Genomic DNA, 13,865 nt, shown 5'->3' with positions numbered 1-13,865 from the left:
CGTTCAGTGCCCGAACGGCACGTAGATGTGCTTGGTATGCTGGAATTCGCCGAGCGCATCGGCTCCGTGCAGACGGCCGACACCGCTGTCGCGATGTCCTTCCATCTCCGCTTCGGCGAGCAGCTTACCGTGGACGTTGAGCCAAACCGTACCGGCACGCAGCCGGCGCGCCATCCGCATGCCGCGCTCGAGGTCGCGGGTGAATACGCTGGCGGCAAGGCCATAGGCAGTCGCATGCGCCTTGGCCAAAGCCTCGTCCGCATCGTCGAAGGGCTCGAGCGTGATGATCGGTCCGAACAGCTCTTCCTGCACGATCGGCGAGGCGGTGTTTTCGAGGAGCACCAGGCTCGGCGTCAGGAAGGCTCCGCCCGGATAGATATCCTCGAGGGTCGTGCCGCGCAGCACCACCTCGCCCTCGCCGGCGGCCCGGTCGAGCCAGCCAGTCAGGCGATCGCGATTGGCGCGATCGATCAGGGCACCGACCTGGTTATCGGTATCGTAGCCCGGTCCCACCTTCAGGGTGCGGAAGCGCGCCGACAGCTTCTCGGAAAGTGCCTCCAACACACCGCGTTGCACCAGGAACCGGCTCGCGGCGACGCACTGCTGTCCGGAGTTCACCAGAGACGCCCGCGTCAACTCCACCGTCGCCAAGTCGAGATCGGCATCGTCGAACACGATGGACGGCGTCTTGCCGCCAAGCTCCAGCGATACACGCTTCAGCGACGGCGCCGCCGCTGCCATGATCCGCTTGCCCACGGCCGACGAGCCGGTAAAGCTGATGACGTCCACATCCGGATGCACCACCAGCCGCTCGCTGACGGCAACGCCCCCGTCATTGACCGAACTCACCACGCCCTTTGGCAGGTGCGGCACGTCGAATAAATGCTTCAGCACCGCAGCATTGATCAGCGGCGTCTGCGGCGCCGGCTTGACGACTGCGGTACAACCAGCCGCAAGCGCCGCCGCCAGCGACCGGATGAGCAGCGTCACCGGTGCGTTCCACGGCACGATCACCGCCGCGACACCCACCGGCTCGCGACTGATCATGGAGTAGGCCCCGGGTTCGGGCTCCATCATCCGTCCGCTCGCGGCGCGGGCGAGCCCTGCATAGTATTTTGTCTCCGAGATCGCCGCGCCGACCTCGGCCTTGGCCTGCGTGAAGCTCTTGCCGTTCTCGTAGGCATTGAGCGTTGCCAGAGCTTCGTGGTCGCGCGCCATGTTCGCGGCGAACGCCAGCAGCACGTCGGCGCGCATTCGGGGGGCGCTTGCCCAGTCGGTGCGTTCGAACGCCGCGCGGGCGCTCGCAACGGCCTCGTCGATCAGCTCGACACTGCCCGGCGCATATGCGCCCAGCACGGTGCCTGTGGCGGGATCAAGAGACGTCCGGCTCTCCCCACCGGTCGGGCGCCATGCGCCATCGACATAATTGTCCGCAACAAGGCCCTTCGGCCGCTCGAGCAAAGCCATTCGATCTACCCAGCAATCAATGGAGATAAAAAGATGGGCGGGCGCTGTTACGGCACCCGCCCGTCCAGTCAGCTTGCCGCCTGCAGCTCCTGGCTGATCAGGCGCATGTCCGGCCAGAAGCGCTGCAGGCTCAGCACTACTGCCGTGGTCGCAAGTCCGATCACAGGCAGAACGATGCCCGGTGCGATGAACATCAGACCGGCTGCGCCGAGCGCGATACGACCCACCCAGGTCAGCGGGGCCAGCGCGAAGCCGCGCAGGGCGGCGGACAGCACCACAGCACCGACCAGCGCCGTCGCCGTCGCCACGACGATCTCTGGTATCGTGCCGTCGAGCAGCAGCGCCGGCTCGAGCACGAACGCAAACGGAACCAGGAAAGCACCCAGCCCCAGACGCAGCGCTTCCCAACCTGTCTCCCACACATTGCTTCGCGCGATGCCGCAAGTCACGAACACCGCGATGCAGAGTGGCGGCGTGAAGAACGACGCCAGTCCCCAGTAGACGACGAAGAAGTGCGCACCGAGAGTGCTTACACCCGCTTGGGTCAGCGCCGGCGCCAGGAGCGTCGCCAGCGTGATGTAGGCGGGAATGGCATCAAGCCCCATCCCGAGGATGAGCGCGGCGAAACCGACCATCAATAGCAGCGCCACCAGGTTGCCGCCCGAAAGGTCAATGATGAATTCCGACACCTTGATGCCGACGCCGCTAAGCTCCATTGCGCCGACCATGATGCCCACGGCAGCGGTGATGATGGCGATACCCTTCCAGCTGTGCACCGCCTCGACCAGGCCGTCGGCGATACGCCGCGGCGTCAGCCATTGCGAGGGGTTCCTGCTGAGGAAGCTCACCGCAACAATAACCGGCAGTGAAATGCTCGCCGCCATTTGAGCCGGCATGTGCATGGTGAACAGGCACACACACAGCACGACCAACGGGATCACGTAGAACCATCCGGCCGTCAGTGTCTCTTTCAGCTTCGGCAGCGTGGACGCATCGAGCGGCACGATGTTCTGCCGACGCGCCTGGAAGTGCACCGACGCGAAGACGATGAGGATATAGAGGATAGCCGGGATCGCGGCGATCTTGACGATCTCTGCATAGGTGTTGCCGGTCCATTCGGCCATGACGAAGGCGATCGCGCCCATCACCGGCGGCAGGATCTGTCCGCTGGTCGAGGCCACCGCCTCCACCGCAGCGGCGAACTTTGCCTTGTAGCCGACCCGCATCATCAGCGGGATGGTGAGGATGCCTGTCGATGCCGCATTGGCCGAGGGGGATCCGGACACCGAGCCGAAAAGCGCGCTGGCAACGACCGCCGCCTTGGCCGGACCACCCACCTGCCGTCCGGAAATCAGCAGGGCGATGTCGAGGAACCACTTGCCGGCGCCCGACGAGGAGATCAGCACGCCAAAGATCATGAAAACGATGATGATCTCGGCGGCCACCTTGAGCGGCAGTCCGAAGATGCCGTGATTGCCGACATAAGAGGAGAACAGCAGCCGGTCGAGGGGATAACCGCGCCCGTAAAGCACACCCGGCAGGAAGTTCTGGAACAGCACGATACCGACCAGTGCCAGGATGATGATCGGCAGCACGATGCCGGTCTTTCGCCGCAGCGCTTCGAGCAGCGGGATGACGAGGCAGAGGGCCATGACGACGCCGATCGGGTCCAGGCTGCCGAACATGGAGTACATCAGGATGGTGTTGTAGTCGAAGATGACGCGGCCCAACGATATGAGCGCGGCCACGGCGAGGACGACCGAAAGCGCGATCCCGAGTGGGCCTTGCTTGCGGCCGACATTGATGAGCAGCACAGCGATCATCGCGCAGGAGAGCGAGATGGCGGCTTGAACCTGAGAGGTCAGGAAGAAGCCGAAACGGGCGAAAAGCTGGATGCTCGCCGCCAGGTGGTAGAGAGCGATCAGCAGACAGACGACGTAGCCGATGGACTGCAGGACCGTGGACCGGCGCACTCCGGCATCGTCTGCGGAGGTGCCGTTCGGCACCTCCGTCTCAATTGATAGAGCGCGCTCGGACATCCTAGAAGCTTTCCTCGAGCGCGGCCTGTGCCTCGGCGCTCCACCGGCCCTTCTCGATCAGGTACTTGGCAGTGCCGGCATGGAACGGCACGGGCGGACGGTCGAGCGTATTATCCACGTTCCACTCTGCGCCGGTCGGGTGGTAGCCGGCGAACTCCTGGACATGGTCGAAGAGCGATTGGGCGACGCGATAGACGATATCCTCCGGCAGATCGCAGTTGGCGACGAGGATCGTACGCATTCCAAACACCTGAACCGGCTGCTTCTGGTTCGGGTAGGTATCCGCCGGCAGCGTGAAGATGGACAGGCCGCGCGGTAGATTGGGCTCTATCGCGGCAACGTTCTCCGGCGTCATATAGAGGAAGTCGATCGTGCCGGAGTCCATCAGTTGGGCGACGTTCGGCGCGCCGGCACTGGCGGGGAGCGTCACGGCGTCAATGGTGCCGCCTTCGAAACCGTTGATGGCTTCGATGCTCTCGGCCATCGACACGTCCTGCCAATCTCCCTGGTTCAGCCCGCCGGTTTCCGCGACGGTCGCACTGATCAGCGCGATATCCGGGTTGGCGGGCATCGTGGTGATCCAGGTCTTGCCGGCGAGGTCGGCGATGGTCTCGATGCCGGCGCCCTTGCGCACCAGCACCTGGCGCAACGTCGGCTGGCCCTGGGCGACGAGGCAGTTGTTGACGGCCTGCGGGAACGGCGGATTGCCGAAATAGCCATCCGACGCCGCCATGGCGTTGATGATGGCGAAATCGACCTGATCATTCATCATCGCAAAGACGTTGGCGTGCGAACCACCGACGGACTCGACGCTGACGTTGATGCCGCCGTGTTCGGTGATCAGTTGCGAAAGCCCGACACCCAGCGTGTAGAACACGCTGCCCGAGCCGGATGTGCCCAGACGCACCGAATCCTGCGCCATGGCAGGGGCGGCCAAGGCCGCGATGGCGGCCGTTGCCGCCGCGAGCTTTACGAATTTATTCGACATGAAATCCTCCGGTCACTAGTCGAGTTGATCTTTGAACTTTTCCGCAACGGCGTTGCGCAACGCATCGGATGCGCGGGCGACCGGCGGGAAGGTGTTGAGGCGTTCGAACGGGCGGCAGGCATCGATGAGCCCGCGCGAGTTGGTGCCGCTCGCCTCGGTGAGAATGGGATCGAGCGGGCCGGACCAGGCGCGGCGGATGAACTCGATATCCTCGCCCGGATCGCACCGGGTGCTGATTGCCCACAGTACGTCGAAGGTGTTCGTGGGGTCGACGTCGTCGTCCACAACTACAGTGAACCGGCCCATATAGGAGGCCGACTGGCAGCTTGCCGCCAGGTGCAACGCCTGGCGGGCGTGGCCGGGATAGCGCTGCTTGATCGAGATTACGTTGAACATGCGTGCGCCGCCTGCTTCGTGACACCACACGCCCTTGACGCCGGACAGCCCTGCCCGCTCGATCTCGTCCCAGATCATGCCGGACTTGGTCACGCACTTGGAGAAGCTGAAATCCGAGGGCGGCTGCATGGGCGAAGCCATGGTCATGATCGGATTATTGCGGTGGTAGATGCGCTCTATGCGCACCACCGGCTGCGGGCTGGCATGGCTTGCGTAATAGCCGGTGAACTCGCCGAACGGCCCTTCGATCCTGCTTTCGCCCGGCATCATCACCCCTTCGATGACGATCTCGGCGTGCGCGGGCATGGGCAGGCCGTGCACCTCGCTCTTGACCACGTCGAAGGGCACGCCGCGGTGGCCACCGGCGTAGTCGTATTCGGACAAGCCATAGGCAAGTTCATTCCCGGATGCCAGGAACAGCAGCGGATCGTGACCGACGCAGATCAGCACCGGGCATGGTTCGTCAGCCTTGAAGTGCTTGTCGCGAATTTGGCGGCCCTGCTTGCCCGGCGAAATCCACAGGCCCAGCGACCTGGCATCGTGCACCATCGAACGGTAAGTGCCGATATTGATCCAGCCGCCCTCGGGGTCGCGCATGATCACCAGGTCATCCGTGCCGATATATCGGCCGCCGTCGAGCTCGTGCAGCTTGGGCACCGGGAACTTGAGGATGTCGATATCGTCGCCCCTCAGCACGTTTTCGTAGATCGGCGCCTCGGACGGCTCGACATAGACCGGCGGCAGCGACTGGTGCGTCTTCATGCGGTCGCGGTAGGATTGAACGATGTCGAGCGGCTTCTTCGACAGCGGGAAGCCCAGCGTTACCGCCAGGCGCTGGCTGGAATTGGTGAGGCCTGAAACGCAACGGAACCCGGAGTAGCCGGGAATGTCGTCGAAGAGGATCGCCGGCGGGCTGTCCTGGCCCGAATGGTAGATGATCTCGGCGAGGGCACCCATTTCGAGGTCCCAATGGGCGCCGGTCACTGTCTTGAGTTCCCCGATCGCATCGATGCGCTCGAGGAATTCGCGCAGATCCTTGTAAGGTGCATCGCGGCGGGTGATGGGCTGATGTTCCATGACGGTTCGGATCCTCAGTTTGCGCCGGCGGTCGCCAGGCGTTCGCGGTCGAAACCCGCTATCTTCTTGTAGTTGTTGGACAGTTCGGCAAGCTCCTCGGGGGAGATCACCATGTCGATGTCCTCGAACGGCTTATCGCCCGTGCGGTCGAAGACTTCCTTCAGGATGATGTCCGGCGGCGTGGAACGATTGGTCAGCACCACGCGCGTCGTCGCCGGCCGTCGCTCGGCCTCGTAGGCCTCGAGCGCATCCCGCGGGTCCGCCGCCCCCAGCAGCGCCCGGCCCAATACGTCGCCGTCGATGATGGCCTGGCAGGCGCCGTTCGAACCGCGCGGATACATCGGATGGGCTGCATCGCCGATGAGCGTGACCCGGCCACTGGTCCAGAACGGCAGCGGGTCCTGGTCTACCATCGGATATTCGAGAATCTTCTGGGTGCCGCGCAGCAGAGCCGGGACGTCCAGCCAGTCGAAATGCATGCCCTCAAAGGCGCCGATGAAATCGTCGATCGAGCCTTCCTTGTTCCAATCGCGCTTGGCCTTGTACTTGGGGGTTTCGATCTCCACCACCCAGTTGACGAGTTGGTTACCCTGACCGTCGACGTCGTTGCGGATGGGATAAAGCACCAGCTTTCCGGTTTTCAGCCAACCGAGGCGAACCATGTTGGCACCATGCAGGAACGGCTTATGCACCACCGCACCGCGCCACATGTTGACACCGGAATAGACAGGATCGCCCTCGCCCGGATGCAGTTGCTTGCGGATCACCGAATGGATGCCATCGGCGGCGATCAGGACGTCGCATCGCACGCTCGGCAGCGGCGCGTCGGTGGCGGTGTCGTGGAAATGCACCGTCACACCATCCGCATCCTGTTCGAAGCCGACGCAACGGTGGCCAGTATGCACGCGCTCGGCGCCCGCAAGTTCAATGAACCTGTGCAGCATCGGCTGGTGCAGGTCGCCCCGGTGCACCGAGTACTGAGGCAGATCGTACCCCGCATGGCGACCGGCCGGCTCGGAATAGATGTGTTGGCCGAAGCGATTGAAGAAGGTGGATTCGTATGTCTCGACCGAACGCTGCGCGATCTCGTCGATCACTCCGATGGCCTGCATCACCTTGCCGGCGTGCGGCAGGAGGTTGACGCCAAGGCCGATCGGCTCGAGCCGGGGAGCGGAATCATAGACGTGCGCGATGATGCCACCAACCGCAAGTTTGCAGGCCAGGGTCATGCCCCCGATGCCACCGCCAACGATTACTACCTTCATTCATTCACTCCGAAGCGATGTCGTATGATAATCAGACATCTGACTAATAAGCCGCAACAGTGCCCTCACCCCGTGCGGTTAGATGATCGTTGAAATGGGGCGCTCAGCCATATTGAGCCCGGTCCAGCGCTTGGCTTTCCCCGCATCGAGCTCGAACAGATCGAGCGCACGGCTGACCATATGATCCACCAATTCCTCGATCGATTTCGGATGCGTGTAGAACGCAGGAACTGGCGGCATGACAATGCCGCCCATCTCGGAGACGGCGAGCATATTCTTGATATGAGTGTTGGTCAGCGGCGTCTCGCGCGTCAGCAGCACCAGCCGGCGCCGCTCCTTCAGCACCACCTCCGCCGACCGCGTCAGCAGCGACGAGGTCACGCCTGTCGCGATCTCAGCAAGGCTGCGCATCGAGCATGGAGCAACGATCATGCCGAGTGTCTGGAACGAGCCGCTGGCGCAGGCGGCGCCGATATTTCCGGGCGCATGCACATGGTCGGCGAGCTTGCGGACGGATGCGGCCGAGACCCCGAGCTCCTGCTCGATGGTCAGCACGCCGCTCTTCGAGATGACCAGGTGCGTCTCGACCCCGAGTTCACGCAAAAGCTCCAGGCAGCGCACACCGTAGATGGCGCCTGATGCCCCGCTGATGCCCACGACAAGTCTCGAACCCATAAGCTCTCCCAACACGGCCTTCAGCCGTTTCGCGTCGATGACGCCGCACTTCTCTCCCCAAACACTTCCAGGGAAGTTAGAACGACGTCTGACGAATTGCAAGCGGGTTTAGGATTTTTTCCTTTGCAAAGATTCCAACGAAACGCCGCCGCCTACAGCGTGCTGCCGCGATTGACAAAGACTCAGCTAAGAGCACAAGTTAGAACGACATCTGATCAATCGCGGACCACTTCATGCCAGAAAACGAGATGCCGGTCGCCACGGATCGCCCAATCGACACGCGTGTCGGATGCGCCCATCGCCTGGCCGATCTCTACGCCCGGCCCGGCTTCAAGATTCGTCGCGCCCATCAGATTGCCATGGCGATCTTCGCCGAGGCCAACGCCGAGTTGGGAGTGACCACCACGCAGTTCGGTATTCTCCACACTCTGGCGCATATTCCAGATCTCGACCAGATCGGGCTAGCGCGCCTGGTCCGCCTCGATCGCTCAACCACGGGCCTCGTGCTCGATCTTCTGGAGAAGCGCGGCTGGGTCGACCGCGTTGTACATGCAGAGGACCGGCGCCGCCGCCAACTCACTCTGACCGATCAAGGCCGAGCCAGTTTCGAGCGTATGCGTCGTCCGGCAGCGCAGGCGGTCGAGACGCTGCTCGCCGACACAGGCAAAAAGCAGATCGAGCAGTTCCTCGACAGCATGGAGCGCCTGGTCGATGCCGGCCTGGATGGCGTGGAACCGGCGAACCGCGGCGCCATGCGCGATCTCTACCGGCGTCCCGGCTTCCTGATCCGGCGGGCACACCAGATTTCATCCGGGCTTTTCGTGCGCGAGTGCCAGGCCTACGACGTGACGCCGACACAGTACGGCGTGCTCTACGCGCTCGAACGGTGCCCTGCCATAGACCAAGGTACCCTCGCCTGGCTGGTGCGCTTCGACCGCTCGACCACCGCCATGGTGGTGGGATTGCTGGAAAATCGCGGGCTGATCGAGCGCCGCACCGACCTCGTCGACCGCCGTCGCCGGGTGCTCAACCTTACCGAGGCCGGTCGCCGCCTTTTGACCGACGTGACGCCATTGGCACGGGTCGCTGTCGACCATCTCGTGCAGCCACTCAGTGCCGCCGAGCGTAAGCTGGTGATGGCAACGCTCGACGACATCATCGCACGGCTGGGCTGACCGACCTCGGACCCGGTATTGAGATCTAGGCCTCGCTGTCCGGCTGCCTTGCCGGATGCGCGTCGGCAAAGGCCGGCAATGCCTTACATGCCTCGCGCACGGCCCGCAGCCGCGGCATAGCCGCAAGATCGACCCCGAACCGATCGGCGGAAAACATCTGCGGGATGAGGCAGATATCGGCAAGCCCTGGCGTATCGCCGAAGGCGAAGCGACCGTTGGCGCCCCCGCGCTCGAGCAGACGCTCGCATGCCGCGAGGCCGTCCCCGATCCACCGCCGACACCAGGCATCCGCCGCCGCCTGGTCATGACCGAGCTCTCCCTTCAGGTAGTCGAGCACCCTGAGGTTCTGCAATGGATGAATATCGCAGGCTATCGCCTGCGCGAAACCGCGCACCAGGGCACGCTCGCCCGCCTGCTCGGGCAGGAACGCCGGCTCCGGATGCGTCTCGTCAAGCCATTCGATGATAGCCATCGACTGCGTGAGCACCAATCCGTCGTCGGTTTCGAGCGCCGGCACCAGCGCCTGCGGATTCAGGGCTTGGTAAGCCTCGCTTTTCTGCTCGCCGCCGCCGCGCCACAGGTGAACGGAGACGAAATCGGTCGAAACGCCCTTGAGGTTGAAGGCGATCCGGCAGCGGTACGCCGCAGAGCTGCGGAAATAGCCATGAAACAGCATCATTCCGCTTCCCCGAGCGCCAGGGTAACCGGTGGCAGGCCATCAACGTGTCCTTCAATCCTGTCACCAGCGACTACCGGGCCGACGCCTGCAGGCGTGCCCGTATAGATCAGGTCGCCGGGCACCAGGTGATAATAGTGCGACAGGTGCCTCACCAGCTCGGGCACTGACCACACCAGGTCCGACAGCCTTGCATCCTGGCGGACTTTACCGCCGACCGAGAGATGGATCCGCTGCTCGCCGATGGCGCCGTACTCCTCCTTGCGGACGATCTCCGAGATGACCGCGGACTGCTCGAAATCCTTGCCGAAGTCCCACGGACGCTGCTTGGCGCGTGCATCAAGCTGCAAATCGCGCCGGGTCATGTCGAGTCCGGTTGCATAGCCGAACACGGCGCTGTGCGCCGCGGCCTCGTCTGCTCGAAAGACCGGCGAGCCGATGGCGACGACGAACTCCATCTCGTAATGATAGTTCGACGTGCCCGGCGGATAGGGAATGGTCGACCCGCTCTCGACGATCGCAAGCATCGACTTCAAGAAATAAAACGGCGCCTCGCGGTCGACCTCGACCCCCATTTCCTTGGCGTGGTCGGCATAGTTGCGGCCGACGCAGAAGATGCGGTTGACCGGACAGCGCTGTTCGGCGCCGCGCACGGGAACAGTCGGCCACGTCGGGGTGGGAAACAGGGTGGCAGTCATCGCAATGTCCTTCAGATAAGGGATGTGAGCCGGCTGTGACGGCCGACGAGATAGGGGCCGGCAGGCAGCGCCGGCAGTTCGGGTGCGGAATGTTCCAGCCGGCGCGCGCCACGTCCGGCCAACCATCGCACGAGATCTGCCATACGGCCGTTCACCGCCGTTGTGCCCGCACCGAGCCGCACCGGTTCGGGCCGGTCCGTTGGCTGCAGCAGCAGGTCGGGTACCGTGCCCGCGCTCTGCCAATGGCCGACGATGTCGGCCACCAACGCATCGAGCACACCGAGCGGAAAGTCGAGGTACGCCCCCCCATTGTCGAGATCGACAGCATGGACCCAGAGGGCACGCGCACGGATCCACGGCGTTGCTCTCACGGCGACCGAACCGCCATCGATGTCGCGAACCGACCGCTCCCAGAGGGAATTGGACAGATCGCGCCATTCGACATTCAGGTGTACCTCGGCATGGTCGAAGAGGTTGCGTAGCGCCCGCGCGGGCAGCGTCGCAGCGAGCACGATCTGCCCGGCCTGCTCCGCCTGGTCGGGCAGAGCGACCGCTTCGCCCGTGCGCAATTGCTCAATGGCGAGCGCCTGCCAGCGCGCCTGATAACCGATCAGCGCCACGACGTGCCGGCGCGACCAGCCGGGGATCAGCGAGGCGCCGTCAAGCGCCTCGTCCCTCAGCTCGTTGAGCTTACGGGCAAAATAGGCTGTGCCGCGCCGGGCCCATCCGAGTTCACGCGCCGGTGCGGCGGCCGCATCGTAACGCGCCCCGACGCCAAGACGCTCGCGCAACGCCTCTCGCGCGCCCTCCTCCTGCGACACCGCTTGCATGAGCTGCGCCCTACCGGCTGCTGTCATCGATATGCGTGCGGTGGAAGTGCAGCCGCTCCATGATCGGCGCATCCGAGAAACGGAACAGGTCGAATTGCGTCTCCGCCGCCAGCGACCACGACACCCATGATGGCACCACGAAGAGATCGCCGATGTCGAGCGTGTGCTCGACGCCGTTCATCGTCACTGTGCCCTTGCCCTCGAACACCTGGAAGACGCTCGAGCCCACCTCGCGCCTGCCGGGCGTCACCGCTCCGGCGCGCAGGCGATGGAACTCCGCCCGGATCGTGGGCATCACGTCTCCGCCGGTCGTCGGATTCATGTAGCGCACCGCCGCGTGCCCCTGCTCGACCGTCGCCGGCTGGCCTTCGTCCTCGAGCAATAGCTGTTCGGTCAGCGCGCGGTCGGTGAACTCCCAGCGATACGCCATCAGCGGCGAACTCACCGCGTCCTGCAACCCGGACAGCGGCCGCAGCCCGGGATGCGCCCACAGCCGCTCACCGCGCGATAAGTTCGGCGTCGCGTAGTCTGTCACGCGCTCCGAACCGAATTCGAAGAAGCCGACATCGTTCTGGTACGAGAACGGGATGTCGAGACCGTCGATCCAGGCCATCGGCTGGTCGGTCTCGTTGTGATGGCCGTGGAAGTTCCAGCCCGGCGTCAACAGGAAGTCGCCGCGGCTCATGCGCACCGGATCGCCATTGACGACCGTCCACACGCCCTCGCCTTCGACGACGAAACGGAACGCATTCTGCGCGTGCCGGTGCTCAGGAGCGGTCTCCTTAGGACCGAGATACTGGATCGCCGCCCACAGCGTCGGGCTGATGTAGGGTCGTCCGCCAAGGCCCGGATTGCCGAGCCCGATCGCGCGCCGCTCGCCGCCGCGCCCAACCGGCACCAGGTGGCCCGAGCGCTGCGCCATGGGATAAAGCGTCGACCACTTCCACACATGCGGAACCGCCTTCGACTTCGGATGCATCGGCATCAGGTCGTCGATTTGCGTCCACAGCGGCATCAGGTGTTCGGCGGCGAAATCCTCGTAAAGCTTTGCCAGCGCCGCTTCGTCAACGGGCGGCAGATCGTCGCCCCGCTGCGCTCCATGTCCGGTCATGGCACTCATCAAACCCTCCCGTACCGGCCTCGCTCCGGCCTTTTTAAAAATAGAACGTCGTCGTATGATATGTATACATATCGTGAAGCATGGTAGCTTGCAAGCTGGCTGGGCGGCGATTATGCAGCCCACCCGAACCAAGGAGCCGACATGACCGAACTTGCTGAGCTTCCTGGCTACCTGATCCGACGACTGCAGCAACTGGCAGTGTCAATGTTCGTGACAACGATGGGCGAGGCCGGATTCGACCTGACGCCTGTGCAGTTCGCAGCCATGACCGTGATCGGCCAGGAGCCTGGCATCGACCAGGCCACTCTCGCTAGCCGCATCGCCTATGACCGCGCGACGATCGGCGGCGTCATTGCGCGCCTGTGCCAGAAGGGCTATGTCGCCCGCGCGATCAAACCCGAGAATCGACGGGCTCGCGTGCTCAGCCTCACCACCAGCGGCGAGCAGGTCCTGGCACAAGTGACGCCAATGGTGATGTCTGTGCAGACTGAGATCCTTGGCGATCTCACCGACAGCGAAAGCGCACAGTTTCTCGACCTGCTCCGTAAGCTCGTTGCGGGTAGATAGCCCATCCCCAGACTTCATGAAGTCGTGACTGCCGCGGCTTGGGCGTGGCGGAAGGACTGCGGCCGCCGGCAGGTCTGCGCTTAGCCCCTGCTCCGACCGATTGCACGCAAGACAGGTAATTCGAGAAAAGCAGATGGTGGCGACATAAGAGCGGCCACCGGGGACGGACGAAGTCCATGAACGCGGCCGCGATTGCGCAACTCGCCGTGACAACCGATAAATCAGCAAATTGCCGTCGCAGCGTCACAATCCGAAGCCGGGTTCGGGCTGCATTGGTCGGCCTGCAAACCCGCTTCGACAGGTAAAACCAACCACAGGAGAAGGAAATGCCTCATCTAAAACCCGAGCTACACTGGTCCAGGCCAAAGGGGATGCTGCCCAATAGCCGATTTCCTCTCCTGATCTATCGCGGCGGCGTCCCTGGCGGCGGTGAGCAGGCAGTGCTCGGCCGCTTCAGGGCCAACAACTGGCTGAACAACTGGCGCTATCCTGGCGTCTACACCTACCCACACTTCCATTCCACCACGCATGAATGCCTGGGGGTCGCAGCAGGCTGGATGGAGGTTCGCGTGTTTGGCCGGGACGGCACCCGCCTCAGGGTAGACGCGGGAGACGTCATCGTGATGCCTGCCGGTGTCTCCCATGAAATGGTGGGGCAATCAGACGATATCCAAATGGTGGGCGGTTATCCCGACGGCCGCGACTGGGACAACATGCAGGACGACCACATTACCGAGGACATCCGTCGCGCTGCTGCCAAACGCATCATGATGCTGCCCATCCCCTCCCGCGACCCGGTGACGGGAAATCCCATGCAGGAGTGGATCGAGGCCCCCTCGTCCGTTGATGCCGATCTCAACGATTTTCGAGATGGACTCGACGCTGTTTGAGG

13 protein-coding genes are annotated in these 13,865 nt (G+C 63.7%); 3 read left to right on the top strand and 10 right to left on the bottom strand.

Annotated features, from left to right (window positions below; genetic code table 11):
• Positions 1-3: 3 nt before the first annotated feature.
• The 6 genes from QQK18_RS14225 to QQK18_RS14200 all read right to left on the bottom strand — a co-directional run bounded on the left by QQK18_RS14225 (position 4) and on the right by QQK18_RS14200 (position 7,907).
• Entirely contained in the window at positions 4-1,467 is a 1,464-nt protein-coding gene (locus QQK18_RS14225; protein ID WP_284340985.1) for an aldehyde dehydrogenase family protein, read from the bottom strand.
• Positions 1,468-1,535: 68 nt separating this feature from the next.
• Positions 1,536-3,506, bottom strand: a complete 1,971-nt coding sequence (locus tag QQK18_RS14220; protein ID WP_284340984.1) for a TRAP transporter permease — start codon at positions 3,504-3,506, stop codon at positions 1,536-1,538.
• A gap of 1 nt (position 3,507) precedes the next feature.
• Positions 3,508-4,494, bottom strand: coding sequence for a TAXI family TRAP transporter solute-binding subunit (locus QQK18_RS14215; protein ID WP_284340983.1), 987 nt, complete (start codon positions 4,492-4,494; stop codon positions 3,508-3,510).
• Between the two features lie 15 nt (positions 4,495-4,509).
• Entirely contained in the window at positions 4,510-5,967 is a 1,458-nt protein-coding gene (locus QQK18_RS14210; protein ID WP_284340982.1) for a UbiD family decarboxylase, read from the bottom strand.
• Between the two features lie 14 nt (positions 5,968-5,981).
• On the bottom strand, positions 5,982-7,232 hold the full coding sequence (locus QQK18_RS14205; RefSeq protein WP_284340981.1) for a flavin-dependent oxidoreductase: 1,251 nt from the start codon (positions 7,230-7,232) through the stop codon (positions 5,982-5,984).
• Positions 7,233-7,310: 78 nt separating this feature from the next.
• Positions 7,311-7,907, bottom strand: a complete 597-nt coding sequence (locus QQK18_RS14200) for a UbiX family flavin prenyltransferase (RefSeq protein WP_284340980.1) — start codon at positions 7,905-7,907, stop codon at positions 7,311-7,313.
• Between the two features lie 233 nt (positions 7,908-8,140).
• Between QQK18_RS14200 and QQK18_RS14195 the strand changes: the two genes are divergently transcribed.
• Complete coding sequence (locus tag QQK18_RS14195) at positions 8,141-9,082, top strand: MarR family winged helix-turn-helix transcriptional regulator (RefSeq protein ID WP_284340979.1); 942 nt, start codon at positions 8,141-8,143, stop codon at positions 9,080-9,082.
• A 25-nt stretch (positions 9,083-9,107) separates the two neighbouring features.
• Here QQK18_RS14195 and maiA read toward each other — a convergent pair whose 3' ends face one another.
• The 4 genes from maiA to QQK18_RS14175 are packed head-to-tail and all read right to left on the bottom strand — an operon-like array spanning position 9,108 to position 12,406.
• Positions 9,108-9,758, bottom strand: a complete 651-nt coding sequence (maiA, locus tag QQK18_RS14190; RefSeq protein WP_284341049.1) for a maleylacetoacetate isomerase — start codon at positions 9,756-9,758, stop codon at positions 9,108-9,110.
• A complete protein-coding gene (locus QQK18_RS14185) occupies positions 9,758-10,456 on the bottom strand; it encodes a fumarylacetoacetate hydrolase family protein (protein ID WP_284340978.1) in 699 nt (232 codons plus the stop codon). The genes maiA and QQK18_RS14185 overlap by 1 nt, the downstream gene beginning before the upstream one ends.
• Before the next feature lie 11 nt (positions 10,457-10,467).
• Positions 10,468-11,286 carry a maleylpyruvate isomerase N-terminal domain-containing protein gene (locus tag QQK18_RS14180; protein ID WP_284340977.1) on the bottom strand — a complete coding sequence of 273 codons (819 nt, stop codon included), beginning with the start codon at positions 11,284-11,286 and terminating at the stop codon, positions 10,468-10,470.
• A gap of 10 nt (positions 11,287-11,296) precedes the next feature.
• A complete protein-coding gene (locus QQK18_RS14175; RefSeq protein WP_284340976.1) occupies positions 11,297-12,406 on the bottom strand; it encodes a cupin domain-containing protein in 1,110 nt (369 codons plus the stop codon).
• A 141-nt stretch (positions 12,407-12,547) separates the two neighbouring features.
• On the opposite strand from QQK18_RS14175, the gene QQK18_RS14170 reads away from it, so the two are divergent.
• On the top strand, positions 12,548-12,973 hold the full coding sequence (locus tag QQK18_RS14170) for a MarR family winged helix-turn-helix transcriptional regulator (RefSeq protein ID WP_284340975.1): 426 nt from the start codon (positions 12,548-12,550) through the stop codon (positions 12,971-12,973).
• Positions 12,974-13,344: 371 nt separating this feature from the next.
• Positions 13,345-13,863: a cupin domain-containing protein gene (locus QQK18_RS14165; protein WP_284340974.1), complete on the top strand. Its 519-nt coding sequence runs from the start codon at positions 13,345-13,347 to the stop codon at positions 13,861-13,863.
• The last annotated feature ends 2 nt before the right edge of the window (positions 13,864-13,865 follow it).

This window comes from Devosia nitrariae (assembly GCF_030160115.1).
Taxonomy (GTDB): Bacteria; Pseudomonadota; Alphaproteobacteria; order Rhizobiales; family Devosiaceae; genus Devosia; species Devosia nitrariae.
The sequence above is the reverse complement of the archived record's forward strand: the minus strand, read 5'-3'. Positions and strand labels throughout refer to the sequence as shown.

Coding starts and splice junctions, on each gene's coding strand:
- QQK18_RS14225 (WP_284340985.1), bottom strand. CDS start 1,467: ATGGCTTTGCTCGAGCGGCCGAAGGGCCTTGTTGCGGACAATTATGTC.
- QQK18_RS14220 (WP_284340984.1), bottom strand. CDS start 3,506: ATGTCCGAGCGCGCTCTATCAATTGAGACGGAGGTGCCGAACGGCACC.
- QQK18_RS14215 (WP_284340983.1), bottom strand. CDS start 4,494: ATGTCGAATAAATTCGTAAAGCTCGCGGCGGCAACGGCCGCCATCGCG.
- QQK18_RS14210 (WP_284340982.1), bottom strand. CDS start 5,967: ATGGAACATCAGCCCATCACCCGCCGCGATGCACCTTACAAGGATCTG.
- QQK18_RS14205 (WP_284340981.1), bottom strand. CDS start 7,232: ATGAAGGTAGTAATCGTTGGCGGTGGCATCGGGGGCATGACCCTGGCC.
- QQK18_RS14200 (WP_284340980.1), bottom strand. CDS start 7,907: ATGGGTTCGAGACTTGTCGTGGGCATCAGCGGGGCATCAGGCGCCATC.
- QQK18_RS14195 (WP_284340979.1), top strand. CDS start 8,141: ATGCCAGAAAACGAGATGCCGGTCGCCACGGATCGCCCAATCGACACG.
- maiA (WP_284341049.1), bottom strand. CDS start 9,758: ATGCTGTTTCATGGCTATTTCCGCAGCTCTGCGGCGTACCGCTGCCGG.
- QQK18_RS14185 (WP_284340978.1), bottom strand. CDS start 10,456: ATGACTGCCACCCTGTTTCCCACCCCGACGTGGCCGACTGTTCCCGTG.
- QQK18_RS14180 (WP_284340977.1), bottom strand. CDS start 11,286: ATGCAAGCGGTGTCGCAGGAGGAGGGCGCGCGAGAGGCGTTGCGCGAG.
- QQK18_RS14175 (WP_284340976.1), bottom strand. CDS start 12,406: ATGAGTGCCATGACCGGACATGGAGCGCAGCGGGGCGACGATCTGCCG.
- QQK18_RS14170 (WP_284340975.1), top strand. CDS start 12,548: ATGACCGAACTTGCTGAGCTTCCTGGCTACCTGATCCGACGACTGCAG.
- QQK18_RS14165 (WP_284340974.1), top strand. CDS start 13,345: ATGCTGCCCAATAGCCGATTTCCTCTCCTGATCTATCGCGGCGGCGTC.